This window comes from Intestinibacillus sp. Marseille-P6563 (assembly GCF_900604335.1).
GTDB lineage: Bacteria > Bacillota > Clostridia > Oscillospirales > Butyricicoccaceae > Butyricicoccus_B.
Genome location: NZ_UWOD01000002.1, coordinates 812,885 through 834,383 on the forward strand (window position 1 = coordinate 812,885; position 21,499 = coordinate 834,383).

Genomic DNA, 21,499 nt, shown 5'->3' on the forward strand with positions numbered 1-21,499 from the left:
CTTCATCGGGTCGTTTTCTGCCTCATATTATACGATACCCCGGCTATTCCCGCAAGCACACTTCCCGGCTTTTCTCCTAGGATTTTGTCGTTTTTACGCTTGCACTTGTACAATCCTGGCATCCAATGATACAATAAAAGAAAGTGCAGGACCGCGCCACAGGATCGCGCAGGGGGAAGCGCAATCCTATCCAAATCGACTGGGAAAGCACGGTCTGCCGATGAGGGAAAAAGAGGGGGAAACCACATGAAAAAACGATTTTGGAGCGCAATTCTTTTCGCTACATTATTTTGTGTCCCAGCAAACGCTGCCTGGGATGGCTCCGATGTTCACATGAGTGCCTGGGCCGAAACTCAGATACAGGCCGCTTATGAAAGCGGTGCCGTCTCGGCAGATTTCGATTTAGGAAACGATTACACGCGCCCCATCACCCGCGGGGAATTGGCACGGCTGACAGTTGATTTGATCGCCCAGCAATGGCAGGTTTCGATCACCGATCTTGCCGCGCAGTTTGGCATCCCGTTGCAGGCGGTACCGCTGACACCGGCGCAGCCGGTAGAATCCGAAGAACAAGACTCTGCCACCGATACGCCACCCGCAGAAGAAACCACGGAACAGCCACCCGCCGAAGATAGCTCCGATGCGCTGCCCACGGAAGACATTCCCGACACAGATACACCGCCCGATGAAACCCCTGTACCGGAAGAGACTGACTGGGGCGATCCGCTTGACAATGGTTTGCCCTTTGTTGCCTCCGGCAGTTTTGCGGATACCAAAAGTGTATATATCGAAATCGCGGCGCAGCTTGGAATCGTCAGCGGATCGGATGGTCTTTTCCGTCCCAACGATCCGGTCACCCGTGCGGAAGCTGCTGCGATGATGGAACGGTGCATGGGGACCCTGGGATTTTCCGAAGCCAACCAGATGCCGCAACAATTTTCCGACAGCTATGAAATCCCGTGCTGGGCAGTGACCTCGGTCAAATACATCTCGGGCCGTACCGATGCAAACGGGCTGTCCATCATGGGCGGCTGGAATGATGGGTTCCATCCGCTTGAATCGTATACCGTGGAGCAGTCCATCCTTTCGATCCTGCGGATGCAATCTTCGCTTACGGTCCATGAAGTATATCCTGGCTGGCGGGATACCCCGGGTTACAACAGTGTACAGCTGGCCCTGACTTTTGGCGGGGATTGTACCTTTGGCCGCAACCGTGGCTCTGCATATAGCAACTCCTTTGACCAAATGTATGACCAGAAAGGCCCGGACTATTTTTTCTCTGGCATCCCCGAGTTTGCAAACGATGACCTCACGATGGTCAATTTTGAAGGCACCCTGACCACCTCCAACGTTGGCGCAGATAAGACGTTTGTTTTCAAAGGCAATCCGGTATACGCCAAGATTCTGGAGGCAGGCAGCATCGATGTGGTCACGCTGGCAAACAATCACTCCATGGACTATCTGCAGCGCGGATATGACGATACGTTGCAGTATCTGTCCCCTTATGTAGATGTTTCCGCCTATGGGCTCCAGCCAATCGTCACGGTTAAGGGCGTACGCATCGGCTTTGTGTCCAATGTTGGCTGGTCGTTTGACGCGCTGCAAAAGCAGTTCATCACCACGGCCATCCAAAATCTGCGGGCGCGCGGCGCCGATTTGATTGTGTTCAATTATCACTGGGGCACCGAAAAATCCTACCGCAGCAACGCCACCCAGCGTGCCATCGCCCACTACTGCATCGAGCAGGGCGCCGATCTGGTCATCGGCCACCACCCGCATGTAGTGCAGGAAGTCGAAGTCTACCAGGGCAAACCAATCGTCTATTCGCTTGGTAATCTGGTGTTTGGCGGCAATCGCAACCCTTCGGATAAAAATTGTCTGATTTTCCGCCAGAATTACACCTTTGATCTGGATACCCGCACGATTACCGATTCTTCCTATCAGGCCATTCCTTACAAGGTGTCGTCGGTCTCCTGGCGAAACGATTATCGCCCCACCAAATAACGAGATTTTCAAACTCCAAGCATCTGGACTAAAACCATATAAAAAAACAAGCGGCGTGGCTGGCAGGCCACGCCGCTTGTTGCAAAAATGGGATACCCATTCATCTACGCTTCGCACTCTTACTATTGCTCACATTCAAGCGTCAGCAAAAGCCTTCTGCATCGATTGGAGGATCTGGTCTCGGTCAAAGGGTTTATAGACAAAGCCTTTTGCGCCAATGTCGTTCGCTTCGTTGATCGTATCATCATAAGCCAGAGAGGACACCATAAGCACACGAGCATCAGGATGCGCCTGCAGCAGCAGGCGGGCGGTTTCCAACCCATCCATACCAGGCATCAGAATATCCATGGTTACCAAATCTGGTGTGATTTTATCATACATTTCGAGGGCGTCTTCGCCATTTTGGCAGCAGGCAACGACCTGGTAATCGGTATCGGACAAAATCTTTTGCAGTTGTAACTGAACGATACGGGAGTCATCCACCACCATAATCCTTTTTGACATATGACATCTCTCCTTTTACTTTCGAAAACTAAATTTTATTGACAGAACTGATGTATCAACTGAGCGCCTTCATTGCAATCGCTGATATAATTGAGCACATACCGCGTTCCACAAGTGTCTTGCGGAACATACCGCCCCATGCAGAATCTGGGGATGCGGAAGCGGGATGTGATATGTGCAGCCCGGAATAATCCGGCAACGATTTGGCCGCAGATGACATTAAAGTATTCCTTTGCAAAATCCTCAAGGTCTTGGGAATTGACCGTTTCTTCCTGCATAACATGTTGTGTCAAACGGGTTAGCAAGGGCGTTTCGACACATAATATTAGGCTGGCATGATAATTTCCTTCGAATGTTGTATGCACCGTACAAATATCATCCGAAAGAATCTTATCCTGTTTGCAAAGCCGAATGCCCGCAATTCGATCGGTCATATCTTGTACAACCTGATCTAAGACATCTTGGATCTCTTCCGGGGTAAGCGAGTTCAAAACGCAATCTCCTTTCTCCATTAGATTCGGTTCGGAGAACCGTGTACCAGACCAATGATGCAGTTGTGTTCTACTTTGTCTATCCGAAAACCCTCATGACCAATCGTTACTACTGTGCCCGGATAGGCGTCGTCGCAAAACATGCGCAGCTTATCCATGTCGGCCTGTTCCGGCATCTGGGCTTCGAATTCTTTATCCATTTTTTCCAATTTCATTTTTGCAACGCATACATTCAGCCGCAGTTTGGATAACTGCGCCTGCGTCGCTGCGTCCTCCGGCTGTACCTCCAGCCGGGCGATTTCCTGTTCGGTCTGCTGCAAATCTTCCTGAATCTGCATGCGTTCTTCCCCTTCGCAGGGCAGACCGCCCAAGATGATCGAAGTCAGCGCTTCCGCCTTGGAGCCCACTGTGGTGGCAGTCACTTCCCGCGCGGCCCGGATGGTCCCACCAATGATGATCCCCCGGCCGGTACGTGCCCGCACATCCCCATCGCTGAACACATTACAGCCAATGATGCAGTCTGCCTGCACGCTCTCCCGCGCATAGGCGCTGCAATGCTCCAAATACTTGGCATAAATATTCTTGTGGGCACGAATCACCGCGCAATCCTGTCCCTGCACGCCGCTGGACACCACGAGATTTTCCCCGGCTTCCACGGTACAGGCTTCGATTACGCCATCGATCTGGATATTGCCGATGGCACGCACGGTAAACCCTTTGCACACATCGCCATGGATATGCACGTCCCCCAGGAAATTGATGCTGCCGGTGGAAGCATCTACATTCTCCTGAATCTCCAACACCGGTTTGACCTGGAAATTCCGACCGGAAAATTCCACATGGCCTGGATGGGTGGCAATCAGATGCTGCCCATCGTCCGATATTTTGGTATGACGCCCTTTGGGCACCGTTGCCTCGCTGCCATCCTGGGCCGGAATCGGTTTCCCCATCACCGTCTTGCCGGCCATGCCACGCGTTGGCGGCACAATATCACAAATGACATCGCCTTTGTCCACATCCTGTACCAGGTTGAGTGTTATATAGTCGGCCTGACTCAATTCACTCACCGGAGCAGGCGGTTGTTCCTGCACCCGAGGGAAATGGTCGATGATATAACCATCCCGTCCGGGTACCGGCGCGGTCCCATAGGCAATGGGAAACAGCCGAAAATACCGCTTCGGATGGGTCGCCAGCTGACCGAGCAAGGTTTCGTTGATACCGCAGGATACGCTATAATGTTCCAGTGCCATCCGAATCTGCTCGGTTGTGATCTCCCGTCCCTGTCCGATGGGCGGCAACAACATCAACCATGCAACCATATGGTCACAAGACAGATACACAAACGGCAGCGCATCCAAATTGGACGGCAGAATGCTTGCCGCATTGGCCTGGCCTTGCCGCAACCGCTGTTCACAGATACGGGTCAGCGCCATTTTGAACAACGCGGTTTCGAATGTGATCTTTTCTACCGAGATCGGAAATGCCTTTCGTTCTTCGGGCAAAAGATTCACACACAGCTCCTCGTCCATTGCATCGCCAGACCAAAGCGTTCGCAGTTTGCACAAGGCGTGATCGCTCGGAAACACCACATCAAAAGGGGACGGTATCCGTACTTCTGGTGCCTTTTCCGGCTCTTGCACCGGCTCTACTTCTTCTGCTGTTGGCTGCTCTTTATCCTGTCCCCGAAACAAAGAAAAAAATTTATTTGTAAATGCCATTCAAGCCACCCACTCTTTTTTGAAACATCTGGAAAAACACGTTAGGTTTTACAGAACCACTCTAATCTGTATATCGTCCAGAGACTTCCGTAGTTTAGAGCCCTGTCTTGGATGCTTGAAAAATACAATCCCATTGCCTTTGGGGCACACATAAAGAGCGAAGTATTCTTTCTTTTATTTTACTATATCTATTCAAAATTTCCATCCTTTTTGTTGATTTCTTTTGTAATTTTTTTAGCGCTTGGATTTTTCCTGCCAAACACAAGACCCGCCCGCAGTCCGGCAAAAACCAACCGCAGACGGGTCTCTATTTTATGGATTTCCTTTGCCACGGCCGCCACGATAACCGTTTCTTTGTCCCTGGCCGCCGGCATGGTTGCCGCCGGACGGCGTTGTGGTTTGTTCTTCTTCCCCGGACAAAGCTGCGATTCGATCCCGAATCTCCCGCATGGACAAATCGCGGATGTCATCGGGTGTTACGCTCGGGTCCAGCGCTTGCAGTTCCAAATAGGCACGGTACTTGCCATAGGACAGTCCAACTGCGTGCGCATCTTGCACTTCCTGTGCCGTTGCGGCATAGCACGTAATGTTGTTTTGTCCCGCGGTGCAGGCCTGGATGTTGGTCAGCAGCCGTCCGCTCTGTTCTTCTTCACCCACCACGGCAATGGACATGGCGCCGTCCTGTGCCAGACAGTCGACAATGACCGGCGCCGCTAAAATCTCATCCAACGCCTGGGTATAGTCTAAAAATCGTACATCGAGTGATTGTGCCAGGGCATCGCCATCGTCGTTATACCCTTCCACCGAAACAACTTTATCAAACCGGTTCACGCCCAGTTCGACCGATGGATTGATGTCAATGCTGATGACCGAAGTCGGGGTAAAATACAACCGATAGCCGCCAAAGCCGAGCAGGACGACAACCAGACAGGCCACCGCACGAAGGGCGTGCGTCACCGCCCGGGGACGTGCTGGGTGCTGCATGTTCTGCTTTACAAATTCCCAGGTTTTGTCCTTGAGTTCTTCTTCCGCATGGATTTGATCGAATGCCTGTTGAAGCCGGTCACGCATCGTCCTCACCTCCCAGCTTTTCTTTGAGCATCTGTCTGGCTCGTGTTAAAAGCGTATAGATCGTATTGACATTCTTCCCAAGCAATTTGCTCATCTGCGGGGCCGTATATCCCTCATAGTAATGCAGATAAATCACGTCTTTATACTTTTGTGGCAAGGAAAGTACGGCCTGCAAAACCTCCCGGTTGTCTTCCGGCAAGGCGGCAGGCTGCTCTAAGACTTCCTCGATCGATACGGTATGGCTACGAAAAAAGCTTTTGAGTAAATCTTTGCAGGCATTGAGTGTCACCCGGATGAACCATGCCTTTTCATGCTCTTCACTTTCAAAACAAACCGAACTAAGGACATATTTCAAAAACACAGTTTGAAATATGTCCTCGGTATCGGCATGATTTTTCAAATGGATCATACACAGCCGCCGAACGGTATCGGAATACCGTTCGATGGCTGCATTTACCTCTTGCTCGCTCCGCATGGAATCCCCTCATTCGTTAACGGCCGCGTCCTCCCCGAAAGCCGGCGCCACGACCCGTGCCGTAGTTGTCACAAACACCGTCACCGTTGGCATCCACGTAGTTCATGCCCTGACCGCGACCGGTACCGTAGTTGTCGCAAACACCGTCGCCGTTGGCATCCACGTAGTACATGCCCTGGCCACGGCCCGTGCCGTAGTTGTCGCAAACGCCGTCGCCATTTGCATCTACATAGTTTGCTCTGCGGCCTACTGCAAAGGCACTCGTCGTACCCACGGTCAAAACCAACGCTGCCGCCAAAATCCCAGTCATTACTTTTTTCATCTTCATATCCTCCCGTATGTTTTGGTAGTCGTTTTCGACTTCACTCTGTATACGATTGGACACGGCAAATCCATTCACAAAATAAAAAAATTTTTTTCGTGCAGCGAAAATTTTCTATTTTTATTCTAGCATATTTCCTCAGGCATTCCAACCAGCACGACCAAGCGGCGGACAACCGAAGGGCTGTCCGCCGCCTGCTTGAGAAGAAGAGAGGAAAAAAATCAATCGGATTGCGGGAGGCCGCCGTTGGGATACAAAATCACCCGAGAGGCCTTCTTTTCCCGCAAAAGCGTTAGGGCTTCATGGATGCCATCCAGACCAAACCGGTGGGTGACCAACGCATCCAGATGCAACCGTTCATCCGACTGCATATCAATGGCCGGTAAAAATGCCTTGCCCAAAACACCCATCAATTTTAATTCCTTTTGGGTAAAAATCGCCGGTGGAACCTGTGCCATGGCATTGTGGTTGAGACCAAACAGCAACAGCCGTCCATGGCTATTGACCAGATGCACTGCCTGTGTCAAAATAGCACCGGTTCCGACCGCATCGATGACCACGTCCGCCAGGCATCCCCAGGCATTTTGCAGCACATCCTGCAAATTTTCCTGCTGCATGTCGATCACCAGATCGGCCCCGCACTTTTTGGCCTGCTCGATGCGGGCTTGTCCCTTTGCCACGACCGCCAGATGCCGCACTCCAAAAATCTTCAGCACCTGGATAAATGTGAGGCCGATCGGCCCTGCTCCATAGAGCAGAACATGTTCGGACGGGGCGGGCTGGATCATGCCCATCCCGCTCAAAATACAGGCCAGTGGTTCGGTCTGCGCCGCGGTATCTGGATTGATATCCGCCGGCAAGCGATAAAGCTGGCTGGCTTCTACCAAGGCATACTGCGCAAACCCACCATCGCAGGTCTGGCCATAGTGCCGCGGGTTTGGACACAGATTGCCCATGCCATGTTTGCATTCCCAGCATTCCCCACACGGCAGGCACGGATTGACAACCACACAGTCCCCTACCGAAAAGCCGTGGACTGCGCTGCCCATTTCAACGATGGTGCCAAAGAATTCATGCCCCATGATGACGCCCGGTGTGATGACCTGTCCGGGCGGCACATGCAGCGCATGGATATCACTGCCGCAAATGCTGGCGGCACGCACCTGGAGCAGCACCTGGTCCGGATGTTCGATCTTTGGAATCTCGACCTGCTCCAGTTCCAAGACTCCATTGCCCTTGAAAACGGCCGCTTGCATCGTTGGCATATGTGCACCTCATTTCCCTATTTATACGTTATTGCCCCACAGATCTGCACTGTCGGCGTTCTCTGTCGTGATGATGACCGGCGCCAGTGCATTGTTGATGCAGGCGTCCTGCTTTTCTTCGCCATCGAGTGCCTTGGTCAGATAATCGACAGCATCGGTTGCCATCTGGAAGGCCGGCTGCGAGCAAGCTGCGTCAATGTAACCGTCCTTGATGTACTGGATGACACCCGGTGTCCCGTCTACGGTCGTGATGATGATATGGCCATCTTCGCCCTTCTTTTTCAGAAGCTGCATCTGATCGAGCGCATTGATGACCGAGTCTGCCATAACGCCATCGGATGCACAGTAGATTGCATTGATGTCCGGCGAAGCCTGGAAGGCGTCCAGAGTTGCATTATAGGCGGTATCCGACTGCCAATAGGTCGGCAGCGAGGAAACGATCTCAAAGCCCAATTCTTCAGCTGCCTGCCGGAAGCCCTGCGAACGTTCCAGACCCGACGTACTGGACAGGTCGCCCATCAGTTCCAAAACCTTCAGGTCTGCGACATCGATGCCCTGCTCCTTGGCCTGCTCGACCAGGGTCACTGCACCCTGATAACCGCACTGGACATTATCCGCCTGGTTGACCGAAACAAAATTGCCTTCGGCAATGGTGCGGTCGATCAGCGTGACCGGGACATTGGCTTCGTTGATGGCCAGCACCGAGTTCGCCAACGCATCCGCGTCGACCGGTGCCAAGACGATGGCATCTACGCCCGTCGCCAGCACGTCATTGATCTGGGAGGCCTGCGTGTCAGCTACGTTGTCTGCGTTGTAGAAGGTGACCGAATAGCCCTGCTCTTTGGCATATTCCTGCGCCTTCTCGCCCACCGCATAGATGAATTCATCGGCGACCGAGTGCATCATGATCGCCATGGTGCGCTCGCCGTCATCCGAACCGCCCGAAGCGGCCGACTGTCCGCCCGTGGTGTCGGTCGTGCTGCAACCGGAAAACATGGCGCCCGCCAGCGTGGCGGCCAGACATGCGCTTAGAATACGGGATACCTGCTTTTTCATGGGGAGTCCTCCTTCGTTTTCCATTCTGGTTTTTTGCGCGGGAGTAATCCTATTCTGCTCGTTTCATGCGGTTCTTGATCGCATCGAACAAAACGGCAAGGAAAATAATGAAACCTTTGGCCACATCCTGCCATTCCGCGTCCACGCGGAACAGATTGAGTGCATTGTTGATGACACCAATGAGCAGGGTGCCGACTAAGGTACCGATCATGCTGCCGGCGCCGCCGATCATGCTCGTGCCGCCGATGACGACCGCTGCGATGACCATGAACTCAATACCGTCGCCCATGGCGGCATAGTAGCTGCCCAGACGCGCCATATTGAGATACCCGGCAATGCCGCTGATAACGCCCAGCATGATATATGCGCTGCATGTGATGAGCTTATCGTTAATACCCGACACGCGCGCCGCGTTCAGGTTGCCGCCTACGGCCGTCAGCTTGCGGCCATAGATGGTCTTATGTAAAATGAGATAGCCGATCACAAACAGGATGGCAACCACCCAAATCTGGATGGAGATGGTCAAAAAGTTGGTCTTTCCGAAAAAGGTAAAGCTTTCGCCTAAATCGCGGAAGGATGCGCCGCCGGTGAGCACCAGCGACAGGCCGCGGCACATACATTGCGTGGCGAGCGTTGCCAGGAAGGCAGGCATGCCCAGATAGGCAACCGACACACCGTTAATGGTGCCGACCAGAAGCGCCACCAGGAACATGGCGGCAATCGCCGGGCCTTCGGATACGCCCGACTGGGCCATAATCGAATAAACGCTGCCGCAGCAGACCATAATGCCGCCGATGGAGACGTCAATGCCGCCGGTCATGATGACGAATGTCATGCCAATGCCCAAAACCGCATTGGTCGTCACCTGGAGCAGGACGTTGGATGCGTTGGCCACGGTGCGGAAGCTGGGGCTGGTGATCGCCAGCACCAAAACGATAAACAGAAACAGAATGTAGATGCCGTACTTCATGCCGATTTGCATGAGACTTCGGCCATTCAAATTGGAAAATTTGGTTTGTTTCTGCATATTATTCTCCTCCCATCGCGGCTTTGAGAAGCGTGCCGGCCTGAAGATGGCCGTCATTCTCCAATTCACATACCTGTCGCCCATTTTGCAGCACAACCACCCGGTCGCACACGCCCAGCACCTCGGGCACTTCGGACGATACCATAATGACTGCAACGCCTTGCTGCAGCAAGTTTTCTACGATGCCATAGATCTCCTGCTTGGCGCCAATGTCGATCCCTCGTGTGGGTTCGTCCAGCAAAAGCAGTTTGGGATGGGTATTGAGCCATTTTGCCAATACAACTTTTTGCTGGTTGCCGCCCGACAGATATTTGACCGCCCGCTGGATGGACGGGGTCTTGACATTGAGGCTGCTCACGCTGTCTTTGCTGATCTCCGCCTCCTTGCCCGGCCGGACAAACAATTTGCCCTTAATCGCTTTCAGATTGGCGAGGGTCATATTAAACCGTACCGATTCATCGAGCACCAGACCTTCTTTGTGGCGGTCCTCGGTGACCATGGCGATGCCCCGGCCAATGGCGTCCTGTGGATTGCGGATGGTGACCTTTTCCCCCAGATACTCCATTTCCCCTGCATCGTACTTGTCCAGCCCAAAAATGCTGCGCAGCACTTCGGTGCGGCCCGAGCCCAGCAGGCCATACAGACCGACCATTTCACCCCCGCGCACCTGGAAACTGATATTTTCCAGCTTGCCTTTCCGAGTCAGGCCGCGCACCGCCAGTACTTCTTTTCCATAGGTGCGCTTGGGGTGACTGTATTGCTCTTCGGCCGTATGGCCGAGCATGGTGTTGACCACTTCGGCACGGGAAATATCCTGCGTACCGCATTTGAGGATCCGTTCGCCGTCACGCATGATCATGAGTGTATCGCAGATTTCATAGATCTCATCCATGTGGTGAGTGATGAAAATCACCGCCGTACCCTGCTCTTTTAGTTCGCGCACGATTTGGAACAGGATATCGACTTCGGACGATGTCAGCGATGAGGTCGGCTCGTCCAAAATCAGGATTTTGATGCCTCGTGTCAGGGTGCGCCCAATCTCGACCAGCTGCTGCTCGCCGATCTTCAAATCGCCCACGAGCTGGTCGGGGCGGCAATGCTCCAACTTCACCCGTTTGAGGATCTCCCGGGTGCTTTGAAACATCTTTTTGGTGCGAAGAAACCCCATTTTTGAGGGAAGGTCCTGCACAAAGATATTGGAGGCGATGTCCATTTTGGGAAACAGCGACAACTCCTGATGGATAAAGGAAATGCCCAGGCGTTCGGCGTCTTTGGCTCCGCGCAGCGAGACCGGTTTGCCTTCCAGTTTGATGGTGCCGGTGTCGAGCGGCACAACGCCGCCGAGCACATTCATCAGCGTGGATTTTCCGGCGCCGTTTTCTCCCAAAATCGCACACACTTCGCCGGGCTGTAAGGAAAAGTCTACATCTTTGAGTGCATGGACGCCCGGATAGATCTTGTTGATGCCGGTCATTTCAAGTAGGGGTTGTTTTTGATTTTCGATCATCGTGACCTCCTTACCCGTGTGGCGGCTCAAGAAAAGACGGTACGCAGCGTCTGAATATCCCGCCGGATGAGTTCAAATGCATCCCGGTGCAGCAAACTGAGCGGTTTGCGGTTATAATAGTTCTCCAAAAACAGCCATTTGGTGCATTGCGTGCGCCGGATGACTTCGGCTGTCTTAAAGAAGGAAACATCCCCGCAGCCGAGCAGCGCCGAACTGATGGTTTTGTTGTATCCGTCTTTGACATGGATCTGTGCGACATCTTCCGCAATAGCTTCCAAAATCGCTGGCTGGGAATAGCCGCGGTCCAGGTGATAGTTTTGCGTGTCGTAAAAAACTTTCAGCTGCGGGCTGCCGACTTCCTGAAACATGCGCTTGGTCTGTTCGGCGTCCAGTACGTTTTCCACGGCAATGGTCATGTCGGTCCCTTTGACCAGATCGCAGGCAAACCGTACCTTTTCACAGGTATTGTAGAAATCCTGCTCGGTCTGGATGTCGCCATTTCCAAAGCTGGGAAGCTGTACGACGGGAATGCCCATATTCTGCGCCGTTTCAATGCCTTTTTGGATGGTTTCCACGGCAATCATTCCGTCTGCGGTATCGCGATCTTTGGACATGCCATGTGTATTGAGGGCATTGAGCGCAATCGCTGGGAATTCGATGCCGTATTCCTTGCCGCATTCCAAATATGCTTGCTGGATGCGGGGCTGATAGAGTTGGTAGCCGGTTTCATATTCGCCGAAATCCAGTTCCATACCTTGCAGCCCCAGTTCCGCTGCAATTTTCAGACCATAGGGCCCCGGAAATGGGAAGGCCCATTCGACAATGCCGATTTTATAGTCCATAATCCGCGCTCCTTTCTGCGGGGCGCATCAGTGGCATTCGCGGCCGCCCGAGATGTTGAACGAAGAACCGGTAATAAATGCAGAATCCTCGCTGACCAGGAAGACACAAAGCTTGCCTATTTCCTCGGGTTCACCCATACGCTTGAGTGGGGTCGCTTCGTTAAATTCTTTTAAGTACTGCTCAAAAGTCAGCCCATACAGCGGCGCACGATCGTGCAGGCAGCGCTGAATCATATCGGTATTGATGGTGCCCGGTGCAATGCTGTTGACGCGCACACCATATTCGGCCAGTTCGAGTGCCAGCGACTGAGCCAGCAGCCGGACGCCGGCTTTGGACGCACAATAGACGGCATTGAACGCTTCGGCGGTTTTAGAGGCGCACGAATCAATCAGAACGATGGCGCCGCTGCCCTGCTTCTTCATCTGGCGGCCTACATACTTGCTGAACAGGAACGAGCTGCGCAGATTGACGGCAATGACAGCATCCCAATCCTTTTCTTCCTGATCGACAATCGCACAGGAGCGCAGAATACCGGCTGCATGGGTCAGAATGTCGATTTTCTGATAGGTCTCAATGGTTGCCTGTACAAAGGACTGCACTGCGTCCGAGTCGGAAACATCCCCGACGGCCTGGATGCAGTTGCGGCCCATGGCCTGGATTTCCTTGACCGTATCTGCCAGCTTATCCCGGTTGATGTCCATCACCGCAAGATCGGCGCCGTTTTTGGCATACTCCAAAGCGATGCCTTTGCCGATTCCCTGGGCTGCGCCTGTGACGATGGCAACTTTCCCCGACAATTTCATAATTCTTCGCTCCTTTTCATTTGCAAAATATTTGCAAAATATTTTTTATTTGTTTTCTATATTTCCGCCATTTGTTTTTGTAAGTCTATTATATTTTGTCGATATATCTAAATCAATATGCATATTCCATGAATTTTTTGATGCAATTTTGTCGAATGACACATTTTTGCATCAAAAACATAAATAAAAACGTTTTCTGTTTTTATTTTGTTTTTGTTTTGATTTCTTTTTCCGCGAATATCAAAACCACCTGATTTTGCATGTAATTTTACAGTTTGTCTGAACCGAGAATTTGTATTATAATGAAAACAACGCGTATCGCTTCTATCCCTGCACATTTTTGAAACCTTGAATCTAGGGGGGATTCCTTATGACCATTCGGCAAATCGCAGAATCTTTTGGTGTAGCACCGTCCACTGTGTCAGTCGTACTGAATAACCGCCCCGGTGTTCGCAGCGAACTGCGTCAAAAGATCCAACAGGTCCTTGTCGAAAACGGATACCAAATCCGCGAAACCAAACCGCAGCAGGGCAATCTGCTCTTTGTGTACTATAAAAGTACCGATTATCTGGCAGCGCGAAAAGATGACACTGTTTCTTCCATTTTAAGCGGCATCGAAGAGGTCTGCTCGGAAAAGCGCTTCACGTTTTCGGTCACCCACGCTTCGCCTGCGACGCTCGATGAGATCCTGCGGTCGGCTTCTGCCGATTCGCATAGTGGGGTCATTCTACTAGGCACTGAGTATTATCAGGAACCCACACCGGCCTTTTTTGAGCTTTCGGTTCCACTGGTGGTGCTCGATGGCTTCTTCCCGGAGTATCCGCTCAATACCATCAACATTGACAACAGCTATGGTGTGCATCAGGCGCTTTGCCTTCTGGCAGAAAATGGTCACCCTAAAATCGGCTATATCAAAAGTTCGATCGAATTTGGCTGCCTACGCGACCGCACCAGCTGCATTTACTCTTCGCTTGCTCGGCTCGGCCTGCCGCCCCGTCCGGAGTTTGTCATCGAAGTCAGTCAGGAATCGGAATCCATCCGCCACGAAGTCGAAGATTTCTTAAAATCCTGCCCTACCATTCCGTCGGCTTTTATCGCCGATAACGACATCATTGCGGTATCGGCCATTCAGTCTTTGCAGCAAATGGGCTTCCGGGTACCGGATGACGTTTCCATCATCGGCTTTGATGATTCCACCATCTGCACCATTTTGACACCGTATCTGACCACGGTGAAAGCGAACTTCAACGGCATGGCCAAACTGGCCACCGCCCGGTTGATCGAAATGATTGAAAACCCGGATTCGGCAAGCACCATTATCAAGTCCACCGTCGGTACCGAACTGATCAAACGGCAGTCGGTCGCGCCCTATACGGGACGCAAACTTTCACCATCGGCCCCGCCCCGGCGGGTATAATAAAAAAACGCTTGACTTTCGTCAAGCGTTTTTTTATTGTCCTGGCAGTTCGAGCATCCGGGTACAAATCCGTTTGAGCAGCTCACTCTGGTGGCTGACGATGAGCAGTCCCAGCCCGCGCCGGTCGGCTTCGCGCAATAGAAAATCCCAAATCTGCGCTTGGGTGACCAGATCGAGCATAGCCGAAATCTCATCGCACAGCAAAAACCGAACCGATGGCCGCAGCGCCCGCATCAGGCAAAAGCGCTGCAATTCCCCGCCCGACAATTCGGTCGGGAAGCGGTCCAGCCAACCGGGTTCAATGTGCAAAGCTTCCAGCAGTTCGGGTTCGGCGGCCCCGGCTTCCTCTAGGGAGGCCCGCAGACGCAAACGCGGATCGAGCGCCAGTTCAGGGTGCTGCCAGATCATCTGTACCGGGCAAATGCCCCGGCCAGTCGACAGCGGTTGTCCGTCCAGCAGAACTTGGCCCTGGTCGGGCCGCATATACCCGGCCAACAATTTGCAGAGCGTGGTCTTTCCAAAGCCGCTCGGGGCGGCCAAACCGGCCCGCTCCCCGCTTTCGATGCAGAAATTGACCTGTTGCAGCACCGGTTTGCCCTTGCGGCGATAGGCAAACCGCAGGTCTTTGGCTTCCAGGGTCATACGTTTCCTCCTTCGGGCAAATCCTCCAAACAGCGCACCCGTCCACCGCGCACCGTGCGGTATGGGATGCTTTCCCGGCAGGCAGGCCGGGCATGGGGACAGCGCGGCGCAAACCGGCACCCCTTCGTTCCATCCCCCGGATAGGGCTGCGTGCCCGCGAGGGGCACAAACCCATGCTGCGGCATGGCGTGCCACAGCGCGCGGGTATAGGGATGCCGCAGACGGCCGACCTCCTGAAAATCCTCGGCTGCCGCTTCTTCCACTGTTTCCCCGGCATACAGCACCACAATGCGGTCGGCCGCTTCCAGCGCCAAATCCAAGTCGTGCGTAATGAACAAAATCGCTGTCCCTTCCTCGGCCAGGGCGCGGAAGTGTCCCAAAATCCGCTGGGCGGCCGCCCGGTCCAGGCCGGGCGTGGGTTCGTCCGCCACGATCAGGCGCGGCGTGTCCAGCACCGCCGTGGCAATCATCACCCGCCGGCTCATACCGCCCGACAGTTCAAACGGATACAGGCTTTCGGTTTCCGACCCCAAGCCATAGCGGGCCAGCACGCGGCGGCATTTGTCCCGCAGTGTACGCTGCCCCTTGCAAAGCTGCGGCCCGACCTGCATCAGCGGGTCCAGATAGCCCGCACCCTGCGGCACCAGACTGATCTCATGCCCGCGCAAAGCTGCGGCCCGTGCGGGTGTCAGCGGCTCGCCATCGTACAAAATTTGTCCTTCCAGGTGGCTGTTTGCAGGCAGCAGACCCAGAATGCCATGCGCCAGCAGGCTTTTGCCCGACCCGCTCGCCCCCAGCACGGCCACGACCTGCCCCGGGGCCACGGTCAGCGACAAATCCCGGATAACCGGCAGGCGGCGCTGGTGCAGCAGGCCGTCGTATTGCGTAAAGGAGATGGACAAGCCATCCACCGTTAAAATCGGTTCCATGATTTCCTCCTATTGCTGGGCATCCGTCGGGTTCAGCAGCCGCGCTAGGCGGTCGCCGATGCCCGCAAACAGCAGCACGACCAGCACGAGCGCCAGCCCCGGAAACAAGGCCAGCCACCATTTGCCGGTGGTCAGATACCGCATGCTTTCGGACAAAATGACGCCAATGGCTGGCTGCTCGGGCGGCAGACCGAAGCCCAAAAAGGTGATGCTCGCCTCGTGCAAAATCGCATGGGGGAATTGCAGGATAAGCCCGACCCCAAATTGCGGCAGCACATGGGGCAGCATATGCCGCCGCACGATCTGGCCGCGCGAAGCGCCCAGTTTTCCAGCGACCAGCACATACGGCGCCTGTTTGAGCTGCAAGATCTCCCCGCGCAGCACACGCGCCAAGCTGGGCCAATGGCTGAGCGATACCCCGGCTACGACGCCCCAAAAGCCCTTGCCGCAGGCCAGCGAGATGAGCAGCACGAGCAGGATATGCGGGATGCCCAGCACCAGATCGGTCAGCCAGGAGATGACGGCATCCACCCGCCGCCCCATGGTGGCCGCGGCGGCGCCCAGTCCCAAGGCGCAGACCGCGCTGACCGCGGCGGTCAGCAGTCCGATGCGGATGCTCAGCGACAGGCCGCATAGGGTACGCGCCAGCATATCCCGTCCCAGCCAGTCGGTGCCAAAGGGGAAGGCCGCGCAGGGCGCGGCATTTTTCCGGGTCAGGTTGGTCGCGACCGCCCGGTCGGCCAGCGCCATCCCGGCTACGGTCACCGCCCCCAACACCAGGACGGCTACAACGAGCCAAAGGCAGATCTTCTGCCGGTTGTTCCAGGTTTTCATGTGCCGCGTGCCGCCCCCCTTCGAATGCGCGGGTCGATCACGCCGTACAGCAGGTCGGCCGCTAGATTGCCGGCAAACACCAACGCCGCCGTGATGACCGTAATGCCGAGCAGCAGCGGCAAGTCACTGCCCAGTCCGGCCTGAACGGCGGCCTGTCCCAAACCGGGATAGGAAAACACCTGCTCGACCAGCACCGAACCGCCGATGATTTCACTGATGGACGCAAATTGCAGGGTCATGGCGGGCAGCGCCACTTGCCGCAGCCCATGGCGCAGCACGATGGAACGGGTGCTCTCCCCCCGGGCACGAGCGAACAAAATCGCGTCGGATGCCAGCGCATCCACCATCTTTTCGCGCGTATGCAGGGCGATGTTGGCCACCCCGGTGATGCTGAGCGTCAGCGCGGGCAGCAGGGCGTGCTGGAACCGGTCGGCCAGCGTTACGTCGGCCAAGTCCATCCCAATCGGGATGGACAGCCCAATCGGCAGCCAGCCCAGCCACACCGAAAACACGAGCAGCAGCAAAATGGCCACCCAAAACGTCGGCGTGCTGGATAACAGCAGGCAATACCCGCGGATGAGCCGGTCAGGCCACCGGCCACGGAATACGCCCGCTACCACGCCGAGTATCACGCCCAGAATGCCGGACAACAACCATGCCACGGCCATCAGTCCGGCCGAACTGGCCAGCCGCTGCCCGATGACCGTGAGAACCGGCTGCCGGTACAGCAGCGAATCGCCCAAGTCGCCATGCAGCGCGCCCAAAAGCCAATTGCCATACCGTTCGGCCGGGGGCGTATCCATACCCCAGTAGGCTTGCAGCCGCTCGATCTGTTCGGCGCTCATGGAGCCGAGCGCGGTCTGTCCGATGTTGGTTTGCAGCGGGTCGAGCGGGGACGCTGACATGAGCAAAAAGGCAACCAGACTCACCCCGAGCAGCAGCAGCGCCATGCGCACCAGTTTGCGTGCAGCAAATTGCAGGCGATGTTTCATGCGCGTCCCTCCTTTCGGTTTTTGTGCATCAGTTCCAGCTCCACTGGTCGACATTGTTCACCAGCGACCAGCCGTGGCCATGCGGATGGATTTTCTGTTCGGCGACCTGCAAGCCATCGCGCACCCAATAAAGATGGTCCACATTGACCAGCCACACCCATGGAATATCACCCTCCTGGGTCACGCCAGTCGTGCCGTCCCACTGGGCCTGCTGCCACAGGGCATAGGAGGCTTCCAAATCGGTGCTGGCAAGCGCGGCGTCCATATAGGCATCCACCGTCTGATTGGCATACGGCGAATACTGCGCCATATCCTGGCCCGCGGTCGTATGATAGATGTTATACAGCTCCATCGGCGTATGCGCGCCCCATCCCCAGACCAGCGGGTCAGACTGCGCGCGGTCATAGGCGGTATCCCAGCCCACGCCCTCGATGGAAGCGTCAATCCCCAGTTCTTTCAGCTGTCCGGCCAGATCGGCGGCCAGCGCCTGCCGCACCGAGTCGTCGCTGGAGTACAATATGTTCAGTTCGGCACGTACGCCGTCCTTCTCCCGCACACCGTCTGCGCCCATAGTCCAACCGGCCTGATCAAGCAGCGCGGCTGCGCCTTCGGGGTCGTACGCGACCTCGGACGCCGGATTGTACCAGGGCATCTGGTCACAAATGCTGTAAGCCGGGGTGCCGTGGCCGTTTAAGACGTTGTCGATCATCTCCTGCCGGTCAATGCCCATATTGATGGCGCGGCGCACCAAGACATCGGCGGTCAGGTCGTTGCCGATCGGGTTGCCGTCCGCGTCTACCCCGGCCGGGATAAACGGCAGATTGATACCGCGGTTGTCCACGCTCTGATAGGCAGTCAGGGCATAGCCATCCACCTGCTGGTCGGAATAGGTCGCCGAGGTGTAGGCGACATCCACCTGCCCGGCCTTGGCTGCCAGGAAAGCAGCGTCCTCCTCCAAAAACAGGATGGTCACCTGCTTCATTTTCGGTGCTTCGCCATAGTAATCCGGGTTGGCCTCCAAAATGACCTGCTGCCCCTGGTCCCACTGCTTGAGGATATACCGGCCCGAGCCGATGGGGTTATGACCATAGGTCGCGCTGTCATAGGCATGTTCGGGCACAATGCCCACCACCGCCATGGTATACGGCCAAATGGAAAACGGCCGGGTCATATGGAATTCGACCGTCGTATCGTCCACAGCCACGGCATTGTCCAGCATGGTAAAGTCGCTGACCGAGCTGGCCTGTTTGACCGTGTTGTAGGTAAAGGCCACATCGGAAGCCGTGAGCGGTTCGCCATCGGTAAAGGATACATCATCCCGGATGGTGACCGTCCAGGTCAGGCCGTCGTCGCTGACTGTGTAGCCGGTCGCAAGGTCATAGCCGATGGTCAGGTCGGGATTGGTGACCGTCAGCGTGCTTTGGATGAGCGGCTCATGCACATGCTCACCCGCGCCCCAGCCATAGGCCGGGTCAAACCCGGCGGCGGGTTCGGAGTTGGGGTCCAGGGCGATGACAACCACGTCGGTTTGGGTCGTTTGCGCCGCCGGACTGCTGCCGCAGCCCGCGAGCAGACACAGGGCGGTAAAGATGGCTACAATGCGGTGTTTTCTCATGCTCGTTCCTCCTCCAGGCGGCGAATCACCTCCCGCTCGACCGTACGATACGGCAGGCCGTTTTCCTGCGCGAGCGCGGCCACGTCGGCATATTCCGGCTTCTCATGGGTCACACCGTAGCCTTCGGCCGTCTTGACCCGCACTGTACCCCAGGGTGTGGAAACCGTCCGGCTGCCCGGGGTCAGGAAATACTTATCACAATGGCGCACTCGCAGCCCATTGGTCGTGGTCTGCGCCAGAATCTGCTGAGCAACCTCCCCTTCGCGGCCGACCGGGCACAACACGGTCAACACCTGACCGGCCCGGCCTTTTTTCATGGTGCCCGGCGTGGTGTAGGCGTCCAGCGCGCCCACCTTGAGCAGCTGTTCGCAGGCAAAGGCCAGCGCTTCGGGCGTCATATCGTCGATGTTGCACACCAGTTCGGCGATTTGTCCGTTTGCAGCACTGGCACTCTCGCCCCAAAAGGCGCGCACACAGTTGGCCTGCCCAAAATCCTTGGTGCCAATGCCCACGCCGACCTGCCGGGTACACATCACCGGCATGTCGCCGAATGTCCCGGCAAAATGGGTCAGCAGCGCGGCCCCGGTCGGGGTGCACAGCTCGCCACGCACCGCGCCGCCATACACCGGCACACCAGCCAGCAAGTTGGCGGTCGCCGGGGCGGGCACGGGCATCACACCGTGCGAGCAGCGCACCGTGCCGCTGCCCACATGGATGGGCGATACGACGATCTGGTCGGGGTTCAGCAGATGCAGCGCATAGCATACGCCGGTCACATCGGCTACCGCGTCCAGCGCCCCCACTTCATGGTAATGCACATCGCCTACCGGGCAGCCGTGCGCCTTGGCTTCGGCCTGGGCAATCGCGTCATAGACCGCGCGGGCGTGTGTCTTGACCGCATCCGGCAAATCCAGTTCGTCGATAATCGACGCGATATGACTGGGGATGGCGTGATGATGGTGATGATGATGCTCGTGGTGCTCATGGTCAGAATGATGGTGCTCGTGCTCCTCCTCACCGTGCACGGTCACACGCATGTGAGTGCCCGCGATGCCGCAGGTCTTGGCCGCTTCGGCGGCGACGTGTACGCCAGGCAGGCCCAGGCGGTTCATGGTATGCAGAAATTCTTCTTTGTTGTCCAATAATTCATACAGCGCCGCCATGAGCATATCGCCCGCAGCGCCCATATGGCATTCGATATACAATGTTTTCATTCTTTTATCCCTTCCATTTGATTGATGCGGCTGGCCAGATAGCCTGCGCCAAAGCCATTGTCGATATTGACCACGCTGCACCCCGAAGCGCACGAATTGAGCATGGCCAGCAGGGCGGACAAGCCGCCGAAATTCGCGCCATAGCCCACGCTGGTGGGCACCGCGACCACCGGACAATCGACCAGACCGCCGATGACCGACGCGAGCGCGCCCTCCATCCCGGCCACGGCAACCACGCACCGGGCGTCCATCAGTTCATCCAGACGGGAAAGCAGCCGGTGCAGCCCAGCTACTCCCACATCGTACAGCCGCACAACCCGGTTGCCCATGGCTTCGGCGGTCAGGGCGGCTTCTTCGGCGACCGGAATGTCGCTGGTGCCGCCGGTGGCGACCACGATCTTTCCCAGCCGCTTCTGTTCCCCCGGAAAGGCCAGGGCAAACCGTGCTTCGGGGTGATACTCGAGCGGCGCGGCTTGGGCAACCTCTTGGGCTGCTTCCTCCCCGATACGGGTGACCATGATGTTGCGGCAGCCGCGCGCGCCCATGGCACTCACGATGCCGATGATCTGCTCGGGCGTTTTACCCGCGCCATAGACTACTTCAGCTGTGCCCTGGCGCACGCTGCGATGAAAATCCACCTTGGCATAGCCCAAATCCTCAAAGGGCGCGCGTTTGAGTTCGGTCAGCGCCTGTTCGGGCGTGGCTTCGCCCCCGGCGACCTGACGCAAAAGCGCCAAAATATCGTGTTTGTTATCCAAGTCTGTTTTCCC

General features: G+C 55.8%; 21 protein-coding genes. 2 read left to right on the top strand and 19 right to left on the bottom strand.

Annotated features, from left to right (window positions below; all coding sequences use genetic code 11):
• The first annotated feature begins 246 nt into the window (after positions 1-246).
• A complete protein-coding gene (locus EFB11_RS12100) occupies positions 247-2,004 on the top strand; it encodes a CapA family protein (protein ID WP_122790456.1) in 1,758 nt (585 codons plus the stop codon).
• A 135-nt stretch (positions 2,005-2,139) separates the two neighbouring features.
• Here the strand turns inward: EFB11_RS12100 and EFB11_RS12105 are convergent, their stop codons facing one another.
• The 12 genes from EFB11_RS12105 to EFB11_RS12160 form a co-directional block, all read right to left on the bottom strand.
• Entirely contained in the window at positions 2,140-2,508 is a 369-nt protein-coding gene (locus EFB11_RS12105) for a response regulator (RefSeq protein ID WP_122790457.1), read from the bottom strand.
• 35 nt (positions 2,509-2,543) lie between these two features.
• Complete coding sequence (locus tag EFB11_RS12110; RefSeq protein WP_164706756.1) at positions 2,544-2,942, bottom strand: chemotaxis protein CheX; 399 nt, start codon at positions 2,940-2,942, stop codon at positions 2,544-2,546.
• A gap of 77 nt (positions 2,943-3,019) precedes the next feature.
• On the bottom strand, positions 3,020-4,717 hold the full coding sequence (locus EFB11_RS12115; protein ID WP_122790459.1) for a DUF342 domain-containing protein: 1,698 nt from the start codon (positions 4,715-4,717) through the stop codon (positions 3,020-3,022).
• Positions 4,718-5,029: 312 nt separating this feature from the next.
• A complete protein-coding gene (locus EFB11_RS12120) occupies positions 5,030-5,788 on the bottom strand; it encodes an anti-sigma-I factor RsgI family protein (RefSeq protein WP_122790460.1) in 759 nt (252 codons plus the stop codon).
• Complete coding sequence (locus EFB11_RS12125) at positions 5,781-6,263, bottom strand: RNA polymerase sigma factor (RefSeq protein ID WP_122790461.1); 483 nt, start codon at positions 6,261-6,263, stop codon at positions 5,781-5,783. The genes EFB11_RS12120 and EFB11_RS12125 overlap by 8 nt, the downstream gene beginning before the upstream one ends.
• Before the next feature lie 16 nt (positions 6,264-6,279).
• Positions 6,280-6,585, bottom strand: a complete 306-nt coding sequence (locus EFB11_RS12130) for a hypothetical protein (RefSeq protein ID WP_122790462.1) — start codon at positions 6,583-6,585, stop codon at positions 6,280-6,282.
• 221 nt (positions 6,586-6,806) lie between these two features.
• A complete protein-coding gene (locus EFB11_RS12135) occupies positions 6,807-7,850 on the bottom strand; it encodes a zinc-dependent alcohol dehydrogenase (protein ID WP_122790463.1) in 1,044 nt (347 codons plus the stop codon).
• Positions 7,851-7,871: 21 nt separating this feature from the next.
• Positions 7,872-8,906 carry a sugar ABC transporter substrate-binding protein gene (locus EFB11_RS12140; RefSeq protein ID WP_164706757.1) on the bottom strand — a complete coding sequence of 345 codons (1,035 nt, stop codon included), beginning with the start codon at positions 8,904-8,906 and terminating at the stop codon, positions 7,872-7,874.
• 49 nt (positions 8,907-8,955) lie between these two features.
• Positions 8,956-9,933 carry an ABC transporter permease gene (locus EFB11_RS12145; RefSeq protein ID WP_164706758.1) on the bottom strand — a complete coding sequence of 326 codons (978 nt, stop codon included), beginning with the start codon at positions 9,931-9,933 and terminating at the stop codon, positions 8,956-8,958.
• Between the two features lies 1 nt (position 9,934).
• On the bottom strand, positions 9,935-11,440 hold the full coding sequence (locus EFB11_RS12150; protein ID WP_122790466.1) for a sugar ABC transporter ATP-binding protein: 1,506 nt from the start codon (positions 11,438-11,440) through the stop codon (positions 9,935-9,937).
• 26 nt (positions 11,441-11,466) lie between these two features.
• A complete protein-coding gene (locus tag EFB11_RS12155) occupies positions 11,467-12,282 on the bottom strand; it encodes a sugar phosphate isomerase/epimerase family protein (RefSeq protein WP_122790467.1) in 816 nt (271 codons plus the stop codon).
• A gap of 27 nt (positions 12,283-12,309) precedes the next feature.
• Complete coding sequence (locus tag EFB11_RS12160; RefSeq protein ID WP_122790468.1) at positions 12,310-13,086, bottom strand: SDR family NAD(P)-dependent oxidoreductase; 777 nt, start codon at positions 13,084-13,086, stop codon at positions 12,310-12,312.
• A 370-nt stretch (positions 13,087-13,456) separates the two neighbouring features.
• On the opposite strand from EFB11_RS12160, the gene EFB11_RS12165 reads away from it, so the two are divergent.
• Positions 13,457-14,503: a LacI family DNA-binding transcriptional regulator gene (locus tag EFB11_RS12165; protein WP_122790469.1), complete on the top strand. Its 1,047-nt coding sequence runs from the start codon at positions 13,457-13,459 to the stop codon at positions 14,501-14,503.
• 33 nt (positions 14,504-14,536) lie between these two features.
• Here EFB11_RS12165 and EFB11_RS12170 read toward each other — a convergent pair whose 3' ends face one another.
• Genes EFB11_RS12170 through larB form a run of 7 tightly spaced genes read right to left on the bottom strand, consistent with a single transcriptional unit; the run spans position 14,537 to position 21,487 of the window.
• Positions 14,537-15,145 (bottom strand): ABC transporter ATP-binding protein, encoded by a 609-nt coding sequence (locus EFB11_RS12170; protein ID WP_122790470.1) that lies wholly within the window; start codon positions 15,143-15,145, stop codon positions 14,537-14,539.
• A complete protein-coding gene (locus tag EFB11_RS12175; RefSeq protein ID WP_122790471.1) occupies positions 15,142-16,074 on the bottom strand; it encodes an ABC transporter ATP-binding protein in 933 nt (310 codons plus the stop codon). The genes EFB11_RS12170 and EFB11_RS12175 overlap by 4 nt, the downstream gene beginning before the upstream one ends.
• 9 nt (positions 16,075-16,083) lie before the next feature.
• On the bottom strand, positions 16,084-16,908 hold the full coding sequence (locus EFB11_RS12180; RefSeq protein ID WP_122790472.1) for an ABC transporter permease: 825 nt from the start codon (positions 16,906-16,908) through the stop codon (positions 16,084-16,086).
• Complete coding sequence (locus EFB11_RS12185; protein WP_122790473.1) at positions 16,905-17,900, bottom strand: ABC transporter permease; 996 nt, start codon at positions 17,898-17,900, stop codon at positions 16,905-16,907. The genes EFB11_RS12180 and EFB11_RS12185 overlap by 4 nt, the downstream gene beginning before the upstream one ends.
• Positions 17,901-17,928: 28 nt before the next feature.
• Positions 17,929-19,515, bottom strand: coding sequence for an ABC transporter substrate-binding protein (locus EFB11_RS12190; RefSeq protein ID WP_122790474.1), 1,587 nt, complete (start codon positions 19,513-19,515; stop codon positions 17,929-17,931).
• On the bottom strand, positions 19,512-20,729 hold the full coding sequence (gene larC / locus EFB11_RS12195) for a nickel pincer cofactor biosynthesis protein LarC (protein ID WP_122790475.1): 1,218 nt from the start codon (positions 20,727-20,729) through the stop codon (positions 19,512-19,514). The genes EFB11_RS12190 and larC overlap by 4 nt, the downstream gene beginning before the upstream one ends.
• Positions 20,726-21,487, bottom strand: a complete 762-nt coding sequence (gene larB, locus EFB11_RS12200; protein WP_122790476.1) for a nickel pincer cofactor biosynthesis protein LarB — start codon at positions 21,485-21,487, stop codon at positions 20,726-20,728. The genes larC and larB overlap by 4 nt, the downstream gene beginning before the upstream one ends.
• Positions 21,488-21,499: the final 12 nt, after the last annotated feature.

What these genes read in the sequence shown, in the direction of transcription:
- EFB11_RS12150 (WP_122790466.1), bottom strand. Translation starts at nt 11,440, where the DNA reads ATGATCGAAAATCAAAAACAACCCCTACTTGAAATGACCGGCATCAAC.
- EFB11_RS12165 (WP_122790469.1), top strand. Translation starts at nt 13,457, where the DNA reads ATGACCATTCGGCAAATCGCAGAATCTTTTGGTGTAGCACCGTCCACT.
- EFB11_RS12115 (WP_122790459.1), bottom strand. Translation starts at nt 4,717, where the DNA reads ATGGCATTTACAAATAAATTTTTTTCTTTGTTTCGGGGACAGGATAAA.
- EFB11_RS12130 (WP_122790462.1), bottom strand. Translation starts at nt 6,585, where the DNA reads ATGAAAAAAGTAATGACTGGGATTTTGGCGGCAGCGTTGGTTTTGACC.
- EFB11_RS12140 (WP_164706757.1), bottom strand. Translation starts at nt 8,906, where the DNA reads ATGAAAAAGCAGGTATCCCGTATTCTAAGCGCATGTCTGGCCGCCACG.
- EFB11_RS12155 (WP_122790467.1), bottom strand. Translation starts at nt 12,282, where the DNA reads ATGGACTATAAAATCGGCATTGTCGAATGGGCCTTCCCATTTCCGGGG.
- EFB11_RS12180 (WP_122790472.1), bottom strand. Translation starts at nt 16,908, where the DNA reads ATGAAAACCTGGAACAACCGGCAGAAGATCTGCCTTTGGCTCGTTGTA.
- EFB11_RS12135 (WP_122790463.1), bottom strand. Translation starts at nt 7,850, where the DNA reads ATGCCAACGATGCAAGCGGCCGTTTTCAAGGGCAATGGAGTCTTGGAA.
- EFB11_RS12170 (WP_122790470.1), bottom strand. Translation starts at nt 15,145, where the DNA reads ATGACCCTGGAAGCCAAAGACCTGCGGTTTGCCTATCGCCGCAAGGGC.
- EFB11_RS12160 (WP_122790468.1), bottom strand. Translation starts at nt 13,086, where the DNA reads ATGAAATTGTCGGGGAAAGTTGCCATCGTCACAGGCGCAGCCCAGGGA.
- EFB11_RS12185 (WP_122790473.1), bottom strand. Translation starts at nt 17,900, where the DNA reads ATGAAACATCGCCTGCAATTTGCTGCACGCAAACTGGTGCGCATGGCG.
- EFB11_RS12145 (WP_164706758.1), bottom strand. Translation starts at nt 9,933, where the DNA reads ATGCAGAAACAAACCAAATTTTCCAATTTGAATGGCCGAAGTCTCATG.
- EFB11_RS12190 (WP_122790474.1), bottom strand. Translation starts at nt 19,515, where the DNA reads ATGAGAAAACACCGCATTGTAGCCATCTTTACCGCCCTGTGTCTGCTC.
- larC (WP_122790475.1), bottom strand. Translation starts at nt 20,729, where the DNA reads ATGAAAACATTGTATATCGAATGCCATATGGGCGCTGCGGGCGATATG.
- EFB11_RS12110 (WP_164706756.1), bottom strand. Translation starts at nt 2,942, where the DNA reads ATGACCGATCGAATTGCGGGCATTCGGCTTTGCAAACAGGATAAGATT.
- EFB11_RS12100 (WP_122790456.1), top strand. Translation starts at nt 247, where the DNA reads ATGAAAAAACGATTTTGGAGCGCAATTCTTTTCGCTACATTATTTTGT.
- EFB11_RS12120 (WP_122790460.1), bottom strand. Translation starts at nt 5,788, where the DNA reads ATGCGTGACCGGCTTCAACAGGCATTCGATCAAATCCATGCGGAAGAA.
- EFB11_RS12175 (WP_122790471.1), bottom strand. Translation starts at nt 16,074, where the DNA reads ATGGAACCGATTTTAACGGTGGATGGCTTGTCCATCTCCTTTACGCAA.
- EFB11_RS12105 (WP_122790457.1), bottom strand. Translation starts at nt 2,508, where the DNA reads ATGTCAAAAAGGATTATGGTGGTGGATGACTCCCGTATCGTTCAGTTA.
- EFB11_RS12125 (WP_122790461.1), bottom strand. Translation starts at nt 6,263, where the DNA reads ATGCGGAGCGAGCAAGAGGTAAATGCAGCCATCGAACGGTATTCCGAT.